13 protein-coding genes and 1 tRNA gene are annotated in these 13,042 nt (G+C 68.8%); 5 read left to right on the top strand and 9 right to left on the bottom strand.

The features are described 5' to 3' along the window. Window positions 1-67: 67 nt before the first annotated feature. Window positions 68-580 (top strand): DUF3145 domain-containing protein, encoded by a 513-nt coding sequence (locus RH864_RS10080; RefSeq protein ID WP_310517413.1) that lies wholly within the window; start codon window positions 68-70, stop codon window positions 578-580. 153 nt (window positions 581-733) lie between these two features. Here RH864_RS10080 and RH864_RS10075 read toward each other — a convergent pair whose 3' ends face one another. The 6 genes from RH864_RS10075 to aceE all read right to left on the bottom strand — a co-directional run bounded on the left by RH864_RS10075 (window position 734) and on the right by aceE (window position 8,389). Beyond that, complete coding sequence (locus RH864_RS10075) at window positions 734-1,969, bottom strand: beta-ketoacyl-[acyl-carrier-protein] synthase family protein (RefSeq protein WP_310517412.1); 1,236 nt, start codon at window positions 1,967-1,969, stop codon at window positions 734-736. 76 nt (window positions 1,970-2,045) lie between these two features. Continuing rightward, window positions 2,046-2,294, bottom strand: coding sequence for an acyl carrier protein (locus RH864_RS10070; RefSeq protein ID WP_026378239.1), 249 nt, complete (start codon window positions 2,292-2,294; stop codon window positions 2,046-2,048). A 67-nt stretch (window positions 2,295-2,361) separates the two neighbouring features. Next, window positions 2,362-3,366 carry a beta-ketoacyl-ACP synthase III gene (locus tag RH864_RS10065; RefSeq protein ID WP_310517411.1) on the bottom strand — a complete coding sequence of 335 codons (1,005 nt, stop codon included), beginning with the start codon at window positions 3,364-3,366 and terminating at the stop codon, window positions 2,362-2,364. 28 nt (window positions 3,367-3,394) lie between these two features. Beyond that, the gene (locus RH864_RS10060) at window positions 3,395-4,318 is read right to left on the bottom strand and encodes an ACP S-malonyltransferase (protein WP_310517410.1); all 924 of its coding nucleotides are present in this window, start codon (window positions 4,316-4,318) and stop codon (window positions 3,395-3,397) included. A 116-nt stretch (window positions 4,319-4,434) separates the two neighbouring features. Then, window positions 4,435-5,649: a PucR family transcriptional regulator gene (locus RH864_RS10055; protein ID WP_310517409.1), complete on the bottom strand. Its 1,215-nt coding sequence runs from the start codon at window positions 5,647-5,649 to the stop codon at window positions 4,435-4,437. Window positions 5,650-5,662: 13 nt separating this feature from the next. Continuing rightward, window positions 5,663-8,389, bottom strand: coding sequence for a pyruvate dehydrogenase (acetyl-transferring), homodimeric type (aceE, locus tag RH864_RS10050; RefSeq protein WP_310517408.1), 2,727 nt, complete (start codon window positions 8,387-8,389; stop codon window positions 5,663-5,665). 230 nt (window positions 8,390-8,619) lie between these two features. Between aceE and RH864_RS10045 the strand changes: the two genes are divergently transcribed. Next, window positions 8,620-9,084 carry a peroxiredoxin gene (locus RH864_RS10045; protein ID WP_310517407.1) on the top strand — a complete coding sequence of 155 codons (465 nt, stop codon included), beginning with the start codon at window positions 8,620-8,622 and terminating at the stop codon, window positions 9,082-9,084. A 37-nt stretch (window positions 9,085-9,121) separates the two neighbouring features. Here the strand turns inward: RH864_RS10045 and RH864_RS10040 are convergent, their stop codons facing one another. Next, window positions 9,122-9,820 (bottom strand): hypothetical protein, encoded by a 699-nt coding sequence (locus RH864_RS10040; RefSeq protein WP_310517406.1) that lies wholly within the window; start codon window positions 9,818-9,820, stop codon window positions 9,122-9,124. A 75-nt stretch (window positions 9,821-9,895) separates the two neighbouring features. On the opposite strand from RH864_RS10040, the gene RH864_RS10035 reads away from it, so the two are divergent. Then, window positions 9,896-9,968: transfer RNA gene (locus RH864_RS10035), tRNA-Val, on the top strand. A 736-nt stretch (window positions 9,969-10,704) separates the two neighbouring features. Here RH864_RS10035 and RH864_RS10030 read toward each other — a convergent pair. Together RH864_RS10030 and RH864_RS10025 are read right to left on the bottom strand one after the other, a co-directional pair. Continuing rightward, window positions 10,705-10,890, bottom strand: coding sequence for a hypothetical protein (locus RH864_RS10030; RefSeq protein ID WP_310517405.1), 186 nt, complete (start codon window positions 10,888-10,890; stop codon window positions 10,705-10,707). A gap of 101 nt (window positions 10,891-10,991) precedes the next feature. Next, entirely contained in the window at window positions 10,992-11,228 is a 237-nt protein-coding gene (locus tag RH864_RS10025) for a hypothetical protein (protein ID WP_310517404.1), read from the bottom strand. Between the two features lie 250 nt (window positions 11,229-11,478). Between RH864_RS10025 and RH864_RS10020 the strand changes: the two genes are divergently transcribed. Next, a complete protein-coding gene (locus RH864_RS10020; RefSeq protein WP_310517403.1) occupies window positions 11,479-12,042 on the top strand; it encodes a GntR family transcriptional regulator in 564 nt (187 codons plus the stop codon). Between the two features lie 440 nt (window positions 12,043-12,482). Beyond that, complete coding sequence (locus RH864_RS10015) at window positions 12,483-12,875, top strand: DUF6855 family protein (RefSeq protein WP_310517402.1); 393 nt, start codon at window positions 12,483-12,485, stop codon at window positions 12,873-12,875. The last annotated feature ends 167 nt before the right edge of the window (window positions 12,876-13,042 follow it).

Here is a 13,042-nt window from a genome sequence, read left to right as displayed (position 1 = left end):
ATGCACGCGCTATCGAGGCGTTCCGAGGTCGTAGGGGAAGACGCACCTCACTGGAACGGAGAACGAGATGGCGTACGACGTGACGCGAGCGACGCGAGGCGTGCTCTACGTGCACTCCTCGCCGCGCGCCATATGCCCGCATGTCGAGTGGGCCGCAGGTGGCGCGCTCGGCACGGCCGTGAACTTCGACTGGGAGCCCCAGCCCGTGCTGCGCGGCTCGATGCGCGCCGAGTTCACCTGGGAGGGCCAGGTCGGCGACGGTGCCCGGATCGCGTCGGCGCTCAGAGGCTGGACCCAGCTCAGGTACGAGGTGAGCGAGGATCCCGGTGCCGGCTCGGACGGCGCACGGTGGATGCATACGCCGGACCTCGGCGTGTTCTTCGCCCAGACCGACTCGGCGGGCAACGTCGTCGTGCCCGAGGACCGCATCCGCTACGCCATGGAGGTCGGCGGTCACGACGCGCTCGAACTGCACCGCGAGCTGCGGCTCGCGCTCGGGCAGGCCTGGGACGACGAGCTCGAGCCGTTCCGGCACGCCAGCGATTTCGCCCCCGTCGTGTGGTTGCACCACGTGGGGTGACGGGTGAGGATCCACGACGCGCGGTGGCGCGGTGCGAAGGTCGGTCGACGGAAGTCCCGGCTCACGTGATCCGCGAAACCTGCACGACGTGACGCAACGGCCCCGGCGATTGCCGGGGCCGTTGCGTGTCTGCGCCGCCTCGCGGCGAACGGATCAGACGGTGCGGATCGCGATGACGGCGTTGTGGCCGCCGAAGCCGAACGAGTTCGAGATCGCCAGCTGCGGGGCGTCGCCGAGCGGCTGCGGCTCGCCCGACACCTTGAGCGGGATCTCGGGGTCCTGGGTCGTCAGGTTGATCGTCGGCGGGGCCTGACGTTCGACGATCGCGAGCAGCGAGAAGACCGCCTCGAGCGCGCCGGTGCCGCCCAGCAGATGGCCCGTGGACGCCTTGGTCGCCGAGACCGGGATCTCGTGCACGCGCTCCCCGAACACCGAGCGGAGTGCCGCGTACTCGGCGATGTCGCCGACCGGCGTGCTCGTCGCGTGCGCGTTGATGTGCGTGACCTCGTCGGGCGTCGCGCCGGCCTGCTCGAGCGCGGCGAGCACCGCGCGGCTCGCACCGAGGCCCTCGGGATCGTTCGCGGTGATGTGGTACGAGTCGGCGGTCACGCCCGAACCAGCGAGCTCGCCGTAGATGCGCGCGCCGCGTGCGAGCGCGTGCTCCTCGGTCTCGAGCACGAGGCTCGCCGCGCCCTCGCCCATGACGAATCCGTCACGGTCGACGCTGTACGGCCGCGAGGCGGTGGCCGGGTCGTCATTGCGGCGCGACAGCGCCTGCATGGACGCGAACGAGGCGATGGTGATCGGGTGGATGGCCGACTCGGTGCCGCCCGCGATGATCACGTCGGCGAGCCCGAGCTGCAGGTGCTCGTAGGCGTTCGCGATCGACTCCGTGCTCGACGCGCACGCCGAGGCGACGGTCCGCGCGAACGCGCGCGCGCCGAAGTGCATCGAGACCGCGGCGGCCGCCGCGTTCGGCATGAGCATGGGCACCGTCATGGGCATGACGCGGCGGGGGCCGCGATCGCGCAGGGTGTCCCACGCGTCGAGCAGCGTCCACACGCCGCCGATGCCGGTCGCGAAGTCGACGCCGAGCCGCTCGGGCTCGACCTCGGGGGCGCCGGCGTCGGCCCAGGCCTCCTTCGCGGAGATGAGCGCGAACTGCGCCGACGGGTCGAGACGCTTGGCGACGGGGCGCTCGAGCACCTCCTCGGGCCGGACGATCGCCTCGGCGGCGAACGTCACCGGCAGGTCGTACTCGGCGACCCATTCGTGCTCGAGCGTTCGCGCGCCCGACGTCCCGGCGAGCAGGGCGTTCCAGCTGTCACGGGCGGTGCCGCCGAGGGGCGAGGACGCACCGATCCCCGTGATGACGATCTTCTTGGTCATGAAGCGAGACTCCGTTGGAGGGATGAACACGTCGGCGAAGAGCGGGCCGCTGGACGCGGCCCGCTCTTCGGCCCGACTAGGCCTGGGCCTTGACGATGAAGCTGACGGCGTCGCCGACGGTCTTGAGGTTCTTGACCTCTTCGTCGGGGATCTTCACGTCGAACTTCTCCTCGGCGTTGACGACGATCGTCATCATCGAGATGGAGTCGATGTCGAGGTCATCGGTGAACGACTTGTCCAGCTCGACCGTGTCGGTCGCGATGCCGGTCTCGTCGTTGATGAGCTCGGCCAGGCCGGCGAGGACTTCTTCGGTGGACAATGCCATGTGCTTCTTCTCCTTGCGGGTGTCTCGGATGACCGAGACACAGTCTAGATGGATGGATGAGCGGGGGTCAGGGGAGGACGACGACCTGCGCCCCGAACACGAGGCCGGCGCCGAAGCCGATCTGGAGCGCGAGGCCACCCGAGAGCTCGGGGTGCTCCTCGAGCAGGCGGTGGGTCGCGAGCGGGATCGACGCGGCCGACGTGTTGCCGGTCGTCGCGATGTCGCGGGCGATCACGACCGTCTCGGGCAGCTTGAGCTGCTTCGCGAACTCGTCGATGATGCGCATGTTCGCCTGGTGCGGGATGAACGCGGCGAGGTCGGCCGGGGTGACTCCCGCGCGGTCGAGCGCCTCTTTCGCGACCTTCGCCATGTCCCAGACAGCCCAGCGGAACACGGTCTGCCCCTCCTGGCGGAGTGTGGGCCAGGGGGCTGTGCCGTCGCGGAACTCGACGAGCGTGTGGTTCATGCCGACCGCACCGGCCTTGGATCCGTCGGAGCCCCACACCGTGCTCGAGATCCCGGGCGTGTCGCTCGGCCCGATCACGATCGCGCCGGCGCCGTCACCGAGCAGGAACGAGATGCTCCGGTCGGTGGGGTCGACCACGTCCGAGAGCTTCTCCGCACCGATCACCAGCGCATGGCGGGCCGCACCGGCCCGGATGAGGGCGTCGGCCTGCGCGACCGCGTACGCGTAACCCGCGCACGCGGCGTTCATGTCATAGGCGGCTGCGGGGTTCGCGCCGACCCGGTCCGCGACCACGGCCGCGACCGACGGCGTCTGCTGCGGGTTCGAGATGGTCGCCACGATGACGACGTCGATCGTCTCGGGGGAGACGCCGGACCGCTCGATCGCCTCGGTCGCCGCGGCCGTCGCGAGATCGAGTGCCGACACGTCGGGCCCCGAACGGGCGCGCGTGACGATGCCCGTGCGCTGCTGAATCCACTCGTCGGACGAGTCGATCGGTCCGATCAGGTCCTCGTTCGGCACCGCGCGGTCGCCGCGCGCCGCGCCGATCGAGTAGATCCGCGTGAAGGCGGGGCCGTGTGACTGCTGAAGTGTGGGGGTCGACATGCGTCTCGCGATCTTTCGGGTCAGCGGATCAGGCCGCGGCGCCGTCGATGAGCTCGAACGCCGCGGGCAGATCGTCGGGGGTCTTGACGGCGACGCTGGGCACGCCCTTGAGCGCTCGCTTCGCGAGCCCGGTGAGCGCACCCGCGGGCGCGAGCTCGATGATGCCGCTGACGCCCGCGTCGGCGAACGCCTGCATGCACAGGTCCCAACGCACAGGCGAGGATACCTGGCCGACGAGCAGCTCGACGAACCGGGCGCCCTCCGTGACGCGCGAACCGTCCCGGTTCGTCCAGAGCGGAAGCCCGGGATCGGCGGGCGAGAGGCCCTCGGCGACGGCGCGCAGCCGGTCGACCGCGGGCGCCATGTACCGGGTGTGGAACGCGCCCGCCACCTGCAGCGGGATGACCCGCGCGCCGGCGGGGGGCTCGGCGCGCAGCGTCTCGAGGGCGTCGAGCGCTCCGGCCACGACGATCTGCCCGCCGCCGTTGAAGTTCGCCGGCTCGAGCCCGAGTTCGGCGAGCCGGGCGAGCAGTGCGTCCTCGTCGGCCCCGATCACGGCGCTCATGCCGGTCGGCGTCTGCGCCGAGGCATCCGCCATCGCGCGCCCGCGGGCCGCGACGAACCGCATCGCGTCGGCGTCGCCGAGGATGCCGCTCGCCGCTGCGGCGGTGATCTCACCGACCGAGTGACCCGCGATGCCGCCGACCCGCGCGGCGCGTCCATCGGCCAGGAGCGCGGTCGCGGTCAGGATTCCGGCGGCCACGATGAGCGGCTGAGCCACGGCCGTGTCGCGGATGGTCTCCGCGTCGCTCTCGGTGCCGTGGCGTGCCAGGTCGACCTCGGCCGCGTCGGAGAGCGCACCGAGGCGGTCGGCGAACGCGGGCTCCGTGAGCCAGGGTGCGAGGAATCCGGGGGTCTGCGAGCCCTGACCAGGGCAGACGACGACGATCACCGCTCCAGTCTGCCAATCCTGACCGTCACTCGTGTGTGCACACGCCACAAGCTCTCCGGCCGATGCTTGTGCGGGTTGGCACAGTCCGGGGTGCGAGGTGGTGCGGGGTGCGCGGCTCAGTTGGCGGCGCGTCGCCTGGGCGAGCCGTCGTGGTCGCTCATGGAGCCGACGATGAGCGCGCTCTGCAGGATGAGCGCCTCGCGCGCGCCCGTCGCATCCCAGCCGATGACCTCGGAGACCCGTTTGAGGCGGTAGCGCACGGTGTTCGGGTGGACGAACAGCTCGCGCGCGGTCGCCTCGAGCGAGCGGCCGTTGTCGAGGTAGCTCCAGAGGGTCGTGAGCAGCTCGGTCGAGTGGGCCTGCAACGGGCGGTAGATGCGGTGCACGAGCGTCGCCTTCGCAAGCGGGTCGCCAGCGAGCGCGCGCTCGGGCAGCAGATCGTCGGCGTGCACGGGCCTCGGGGCGTTGCGCCAGGACCGTGCCACCGCGAACCCCGCAAGGGCCGCGCGGGCGCTCTTCGACGCGTCGACCAGGTTCGGCACCTCGTGCCCGAGCACCAGGTGGCCGGGTCCGAAGGAGGGCTCGAGCTGCATGGCGATCTCCATGAACGACATCGCGGGGGCGGTGCCGATCGTCTCCTCGCCCTCACGGGTCCGCGGCTCGGACCGGCCGATGACCACGACGAGCCGATTGCCCTGCACGCCCACGAGCACGTCGGCGTGCATGTGCCGCGCCGCGCGGCGCACCTGGTCGACGTCGAAGAGCTTCGGTGCGGTCCCCACGAGCACCGCGACCTCGCCATGGCCGTGCCAGCCGAGGGCCGCGATGCGGCTCGGCAGCTCTTCGTCGTACTCGCCCGAGAGGATCGAGTCGACCACGAGCGCCTCGAGGCGGGCGTCCCACAGTCCGCGGGCCTCGGCGGCGCGCGCGTAGACGTCGGCCGCGGCGAACGCGATCTCGCGCGAGTAGAGCAGGATCGCCTCGCGCAGCGGTTCGCCGCCGTCCTTGACCCGGGCTTCGACGACCTCGACCGTGATCCGGATCAGCTGCAGCGTCTGCTGCAGGCTCACCGAGCGCAGCAGCTCACGCGGCGCGGCGCCGAACACGTCGGCCGCGATCCACGGCGTCGACTTCGGGTCGTCGAACCACGAGATGAACGACGTGATGCCGGCCTGCGCGACGAGGCCCACGGCCGAACGGCGGGACGGCGGCATGTCGCCGTACCACGGCAGCGTGTCCTCCAGGCGCTTCAGCGTCTGGGTGGACAGCTCGCCCGCGATGGTGCGCAACCACGCGAGCGTCTCCGCCTTCGTCCGGGGCTTCGTCGCCACAGTGCGTCGTCCGTCAGCTCTCGCCGCCGGCCGATCCCGTCGTACCCGCGTTCACGTCGTGGAGGCGGTACTTCGCGATGGCCTGCGCCGGGATCGAACGGTCGATCTCGCCGCGATCGGCGAGCAGCTCGAGCGTGCGGACCACGACCGACGGTCCGTCGATCTTGAAGAAGCGCCGCGCGGCGGGACGCGTGTCGGAGAAGCCGAACCCGTCGGCGCCGAGCGTCGCGTACGTGCCGGGCACGTACGCACGGAGCTGCTCCGGCACCGCGCGCATGAAGTCGCTCACGGCCACGAACGGGCCGCTCGCGCCGGACAGCTTCTGCGTGACGTAGCCGTAGCGTCGCTCGTCGTCGGGGTTGAGGAAGTTGTGCTCCTCGGCCGCCTCGCCGTCGCGTGCCAGCTCGGTCCAGCTCGTGACCGACCACAGGTCGGCCGACACACCCCAGTCATCGGCGAGGAGCTGCTGCGCCTCGACGATCCACGGCACGGCGACGCCGGAGGCGAGCAGCTGCGCCTTCGGGCCTTCGGCCCGGCCCTCGCCGATGCGGTGGATGCCTCGGACGATGCCCTCGACGTCGACGCCCTCGGGCTCGGCCGGCTGCACGAGCGGCTCGTTGTAGACCGTCAGGTAGTACATGACGTTGGGGTCGGGGTGCTGGCCGCCGTACATGCGCTCGAGGCCCGAGCGCACGATGTGCCCGATCTCGTAGCCGTAGGCGGGATCGTACGAGACGACCGCGGGGTTCGTCGCGGCGAGAAGCAGCGAGTGCCCGTCGGCGTGCTGCAGGCCCTCACCGGTGAGCGTGGTGCGACCCGCGGTGGCGCCGATCATGAAGCCGCGCGTCATCTGGTCGCCGGCCGCCCAGATGGCGTCGCCCGTGCGCTGGAACCCGAACATCGAGTAGAACACGTAGATCGGGATGAGCGGCTCGCCCTGCGTCGAGTACGACGTGCCGACGTTCGTGAACGCCGCAAGCGCGCCGGCCTCGTTGATGCCGACGTGGATGATCTGCCCCTGTGGGCTCTCTTTGTACGCCAGCAGCAGCTCGCGGTCGACCGAGGTGTAGTGCTGCCCGTTCGGGTTGTAGATCTTCGCGTTCGGGAAGAACGCGTCCATGCCGAACGTGCGCGCCTCGTCGGGGATGATCGGCACGATGCGGTTGCCGAAGTCCTTCGAGCGCATGAGGTCTTTCAGCAGTCGCACGAACGCCATGGTGGTGGCGATCTCCTGCGTGCCAGAGCCCTTCTTCGCGATCGCGTACGCCGACTCGTCGGGCAGCGAGATCGCGGTGTGGTTCGTGCGCCGTTCGGGGAGGTAGCCGCCGAGCGCGCTCCGGCGCTCGTGCAGGTACTGGATCGCCTCGTCCTGCTCGCCCGGGTGGTAGTACGGCGGCAGGTAGGGGTTCTCTTCGAGCTGCGCGTCGCTGATCGGGATGCGCATCTGGTCGCGGAACGTCTTGAGGTTGTCCAGCGTCATCTTCTTCATCTGGTGGGTCGCGTTGCGACCCTCGAAGGACGGTCCGAGGCCGTAGCCCTTGATCGTCTTCGCGAGGATGACCGTCGGCTGGCCCTTGTGGTTCATCGCGGCCTGGAACGCCGCGAACACCTTGCGGTAGTCGTGACCGCCGCGCTTGAGGTTCCAGATCTGGTCGTCGCTGAGGTCCTTCACCAGCTCGAGCGCGCGCGGGTCGCGGCCGAAGAAGTTCTCGCGCACGTACGCGCCCGACTCGGCCTTGTACGTCTGGTAGTCGCCGTCGGGCGTGACGTTCATCAGGTTGCGCAGCGCGCCGTCCGTGTCGCGCGCGAGCAGGTCGTCCCACTCGCGGCCCCAGACGACCTTGATGACGTTCCAGCCGGCGCCGCGGAAGAAGCTCTCGAGCTCCTGGATGATCTTGCCGTTGCCGCGCACGGGGCCGTCGAGGCGCTGCAGGTTGCAGTTGATCACGAACGTGAGGTTGTCGAGACCCTCGTTCGCGGCGACCTGCAGCTGGCCGCGGCTCTCGACCTCGTCCATCTCGCCGTCGCCGAGGAACGCCCACACGTGCTGGTCGGAGGCGTCCTTGATGCCGCGGTTGGTCAGGTACTTGTTGAGCTGCGCCTGGTAGATCGCGTTGATCGGGCCGAGCCCCATCGACACGGTCGGGAACTGCCAGAACTCCGGCATGAGCCGCGGGTGCGGGTACGACGAGAGCCCGTTCGGCGCGTGCGACTTCTCCTGGCGGAAGCCGTCGAGCTGGTCGGCGGTGAGCCGGCCCTCGAGGAAGGCACGCGCGTACGTGCCGGGGGAGGCGTGACCCTGGATGAAGATCTGGTCGCCGCCGCCGGGGTGGTCCTGGCCGCGGAAGAAGTGGTTGAAGCCGACCTCGTAGAGCGCCGCGCTCGACGCGTACGTCGAGATGTGGCCGCCCACCGCGATGCCGGGGCGCTGCGCGCGGTGCACGAGCATCGCGGCGTTCCACCGGATCCACGCGCGGTACCGGCGCTCGATCTCCTCATTGCCGGGGAACGCGGGCTCGTTCTCGGGCGCGATCGTGTTCAGGTAGTCGGTCGTCGGAACCATGGGCACGCCGAGGTGCAGTTCCTTCGAGCGCTTCAGCAGGCTGAGCATGATCTCGCGCCCGCGCTGGTGACCCTTCGCGGCGATGAGGGCGTCGAGCGACTCGGCCCACTCGCTCGTCTCGTCGGGATCGGAGTCCATGGCTTCGACCGAGTAAGGGTCCTGGTCGTTGACAGTCACACTCGACCTCTCTCTTCAGCAGGTCATGCCTGCTCTTTTCTGCAGGTCAGATGCCTGCGGAACACAGCGTGCGCACGACGAAGCCGACCGGCTGGGGTTTTGTGGACACCGCCGGTCGGGCGGCACGACGCCATCCTACTGATCCTAGACCTGACCGTCCGACACGCGGGCGTGGTGGTCGGTCGGCTCCGCCGCAGGCGGCGGCGCCGGCACCGTGCGAGGATCGACGCGTGAGCCCGCAACCCGGCGACCCGGCGCCCGACTTCGCCCTCGCCGACCAGTTCGGCCGGAGCACCCGGCTGTCCGAGCTGCTGGCGGCGGGACCCGTAGTGCTGGTGTTCTTCCCGCTCGCGTTCTCCTCGACCTGCCGGGGCGAGCTCGGCGAGCTGCGCGACCACGTCGCCGAGTTCGACGCGGCGGGCGTGCGCATCGTCGGCGTCTCGGTCGACTCGAAGCACACCCTGCGGGCGTGGGCGGAACGCGAGGGTTTCGCGTTCACGCTGCTCTCCGACTTCTGGCCGCACGGCGAGGTCGCGCGCGCGTACGGCGCGTTCCTGCCCGAACGCGGATTCGCCGCGCGTGCGACCTTCGTGATCGACGAGGGTCGGGTCATCCGCTCGTCGTTCGCGACCGGCGCGGGCGAGCCGCGCACGCTCGCCCAGTACCGCGCGGCGCTCGCGTCGCTCAGCGGGTGACGGATGCCTCGGTGGCGACGGATGCCTCGCGCCGCCGTCAGGCGATGATGCCCACGGACCGGGCGATCACGAGCGCGAGGATCACGAACCCGCCGAACGCCTGCAGCCCCATGAGCAGCTTCGTGCGCTGACGCAGCGGCATCGCGTCGCTCGCACTGAACGCCATCGAGTTCGACAGCGACGTGTAGAAGTAGTCGACGAACCGCGGCGTCCAGTCGACGCGCGCCGACGACCCCTTGGCGACCTCGTCGATCGCGTCGTGGTCCTCGTCCTGCGAGAACCTGAAGTCGGCGGGCGGCAGCTCGGTGCGCGCCCAGCTCGTGCGCACCACGGGGCCGCCCCGATCGAGGTCCCAGTAGAGCAGTGCGAAGCCGATGACGTTCGCGACCCAGACCTGCAGCGCCGCGAGCAGCAGGCCGGGCGCATCGTGATGGCCGCCCACGAGCTTGGTCACGAGGATCACGAGCGCGACCTGGTTGGTCGCGACGAGCAGCAGCGTCAGCGCGACCGACAGGATGCGGCTCCACCGGGTCTCGCGGACGAACCGGTGCGGGTTGACGATGAGCAGGGGCACGAGCACCGCGACGCCGATCGCCACGATCGTGAACCGCTGACCGCCGATCAGCTCGTTCGGCAGAAACGCATAGAGCGCCAGCGCCGAGAGCAGCGCGACGACCGCCGGCCACCGGTGCTCCGGCACTGCGGTGCGGCTCGGGTGCCGCTCGACGACCTCCATGGCGCGAGTCTAAGGACGGCGTGGGTACCATGGGATGCGCCGCGCGGACGCTCACGCACTCCGCCGGCGCCGCAGGGGCCTTTAGCTCAGTTGGTAGAGCGCCACGTTTACACCGTGGATGTCGTCGGTTCGAGCCCGGCAGGGCCCACCGTAGGATGGATGTTCAAACCCGCGACGTCAGCGGGCTTCACGTCCTCTCCAGCACGCAGCCTGGCGTCGATGCGCGAGTCGAGGAACGCGAGCCGGCGGGCGATGCGCCCGCGGGATCCCGCGGGTGGTCGCGGTCGCGGTCGCGGCATACCTCGTCCTTTCAACTCGATGCCTTTCGCGGCTTGCTCTCGTCGAAGCGCCGTTCTCCCGCCGCGCGCACGAGCTGGATAGCGGACTGGTCCGACAGGCGCTTTGCTGCGTTCCGGTGGCGATGAGACACTCACCGCCACCACCGCAGCATCGATGGTCGAACATTCAGGCACGCACTGTACGGTCGTCGAGTTTGCGAGAGCACCTCACACGATGGAGTGGAACACCGATCCTGAACTCGTCACCGCCTCGCTCGCGACATGGCTGCGGGGTCTCAGCGGCGAGCCGGATATGTAGGGGAAGCCACCCATGGCTCTAGAGACCGGGGCAGCCTGTGGGAGGGGTGGCCCCGACACACTTTCAGGGTCATCGCAGACGTACCGCGTTCGCCCACACCCACGTGTGCCGCTCCTGCGTGTGGCCTTCCTCGCGCCAACGGACAAGAACGGCGCCATCCGTCCACGCGATCGCCTCGCCCTTTGTCGCGCCCACGCCGGCGTGGTCATCTCACTGACCCATTTCCGCGGATTTCCGAATACCTGCAGTCACCTGCACATCGACGTCGCGTTCACGAACGGCGAGCTCTAAGGCAACTGGCCTTGCGGTGTCGCGATGTTCGTGTCGATCAGGCCGTATTCGTGGGCCTCGGCTTCTGTGACCTCGCGCTGTTGATTCGTTCGGGGCTCCCACCACATGACGTCGTAGGGAAATCGCGAATCGGCGATCATGAGCCATACATCTGGGCTGTCTGGGAAGGTCTTGCTGGGCATGCGCGGAACGATACGCCGGCCCTGTCGTGTCGTGAACTAGAGGAGTAGTACATTAAGAAATTTTTCAGCGGACCGACGCTCGAGCTGGTGCCGATGGTGGTTCAGTGCTCCTCGGTGAAGGAGTTGAGGAATGCGAGCCATGCCGTATCTGCTGCGTTGGTCGTTGGATAATCGCGGAGGTCGACTCGCTGAAACACCATCCCTTCGACGTTGAGTTCGGCGCGAAGTTGCACACCTTCCCCAGTCTGTTGGTCGATTCGGGTGACGCTTGCGACGTGCTCGGGGTTCACCCACATCAGTGGATTGCCGTTGTTGCCCGGGAACGGGACCAGCCTCATGGCCGAATCCTTAGATCGCACGTATCTCGCGAGTCCGACGGTTCTGCGTGCGTGGTTGAAATCCTGACGGCGCCTCCTGGTGGCGCGGGACGGCCGCCTACGAAGGGTTGAAATTCCGGCGACTAGTATGCATACTACAAAACGAGTATTCTCTATTTTTTCTGGAGTAGTAGCCATGGTTCCACCACTGTTCAGTCAGCCCGACCGCATTGTTTCCCGAACTCGTACCGTCGTCGACTACGCACATGAGGTGCTGCTGGCCGCCATCGTCGAGGGTGATCTCGTAGCGGGGGACAAGGTGCACGATCAGGAATGGGCCGAGCGGCTCAACGTGTCTCGCACGCCGATTCGAGAAGCGATCAAGCGGTTGGAGGGCCACGGCATCATCGATATCGCCGCGGCCAGGTACACCCGCATCTCAAGCTTCACGCCGGAGACCGCGCGTCAGGAAGCGCAAGGCTGGGCGATGGTGCATCTCGCGTTGGCCCGCGTGCTGTGCGGTGTGCCCGATCAGGCGCTGTTGGCTGAGCTTCGGAGGTTGCGCAATCGCGTCCGCAGGGCGGGAGCGACCCGGGAGGTCGCCGCGAGCTTCGCGTTCTTCACCCGGCTTCGCGTGGGAGCGGACATCTTCAGTCTGCGACTCGCCACGACCGCCGCCGCGTACCGGCTCAGGCTCGCCCAACCGCAGCTGCCCGCACTCGACGACGCCAACCGGGCCCTGCACACCGACCTGATCGCCGCACTTCAGCGGAACACACCTGACGTCCTCCCTGCCGCGTTCGAAGCCTGGACGGCAGCCGCCACCCGGGCCTGAAAGCTCTCACTGCACAGGCGCCCATCGTGACCATGGCACAAGACATGGAGGGCGATCCGCTGCGCCTCTCGGACCACCGGCCGGCGGTCGTATTGTGACCGCGCGGGACGATCTCTGTCACGCTGAGCTGGCGAGGGAGGACCTGGGGGACGGAAAGGCTCCTGGCTCTGTCCGGAACAGTCTCACGGTTCACCGTGAAGTGACTGACGTCCATGTGGAGTATCGCCGCATCGCGGGGTGACGCTCGGCCAGAGATCGCCTGAGCAAACCCACCAATATGCCATTCGTAATATTTTAGTGTCGGCAGACGCGATCGCGAGGTATCGTGCAGGCGGGAGTCGATGATGAGTTTTCGGCGGGCCGTCTATTCCACAGCGTGAGCATGCACGCTGATGCCTAGTTCTGACCGAGCCGCGTGGGTCGTAGTGAAGGAGGCGCTCATGGCACAAGGTAGGAGGGATGACCCGTGGCGTTTGACTACGCCGCCGGGTTCTGCCGCATACACGATGTACCGGGACGGTGATGAGCTGGTCTGCCAGGTCGGATCGACCAGGCTGATCTACCTGGCACGCGCGATCGAAGACCTCCACGCGTGGTTGAAGGAGCAGGCGGGGTGGGTGCCCCTCGGTGCGACGGACGAGCAGAAGCCTGCGGCTGCGGGCACGGTCGAAGCGTGGGGTCGATCCGAATCGAACCCGGTCGGCGGCTGGTACGGCACCCGCAAGGGCTATCGCGGCCGCTTTGGCATGTACCTGCCGCCGCTGCTGGAAGAGCTCGGCCTGGCCGAACTCACGCACGACACCCGCAACAACCAAATTCGGGCACGCGCGTAACCGGCCCGAGAAGAGGCGATCTCGACGCGGGAGAACCTCTTCTGCTTCAGGCCGTGGAACGTGAGGAAACCGAGCTGAGCCAGTCGGCTCCGCACCTGTGATACCCCACCGATGAGGCAGGCCGGGCCTGCCCTCACGACCGGGCGTGTCTGGCGTCCAGTCATTCC

The organism is Agromyces aerolatus, assembly GCF_031432255.1.
Taxonomy (GTDB): domain Bacteria; phylum Actinomycetota; class Actinomycetes; order Actinomycetales; family Microbacteriaceae; genus Agromyces.
The sequence above is the reverse complement of the archived record's forward strand: the minus strand, read 5'-3'. Positions and strand labels throughout refer to the sequence as shown.

Bases quoted from the DNA above. Each gene is read 5' to 3' on its own strand.
- RH864_RS10065 (WP_310517411.1), bottom strand. From the start codon at position 3,366: ATGTCGACCCCCACACTTCAGCAGTCACACGGCCCCGCCTTCACGCGG.
- RH864_RS10070 (WP_026378239.1), bottom strand. From the start codon at position 2,294: ATGGCATTGTCCACCGAAGAAGTCCTCGCCGGCCTGGCCGAGCTCATC.
- RH864_RS10025 (WP_310517404.1), bottom strand. From the start codon at position 11,228: ATGAGGCTGGTCCCGTTCCCGGGCAACAACGGCAATCCACTGATGTGG.
- RH864_RS10030 (WP_310517405.1), bottom strand. From the start codon at position 10,890: ATGCCCAGCAAGACCTTCCCAGACAGCCCAGATGTATGGCTCATGATC.
- RH864_RS10040 (WP_310517406.1), bottom strand. From the start codon at position 9,820: ATGGAGGTCGTCGAGCGGCACCCGAGCCGCACCGCAGTGCCGGAGCAC.
- RH864_RS10080 (WP_310517413.1), top strand. From the start codon at position 68: ATGGCGTACGACGTGACGCGAGCGACGCGAGGCGTGCTCTACGTGCAC.
- RH864_RS10075 (WP_310517412.1), bottom strand. From the start codon at position 1,969: ATGACCAAGAAGATCGTCATCACGGGGATCGGTGCGTCCTCGCCCCTC.
- RH864_RS10015 (WP_310517402.1), top strand. From the start codon at position 12,483: ATGGCACAAGGTAGGAGGGATGACCCGTGGCGTTTGACTACGCCGCCG.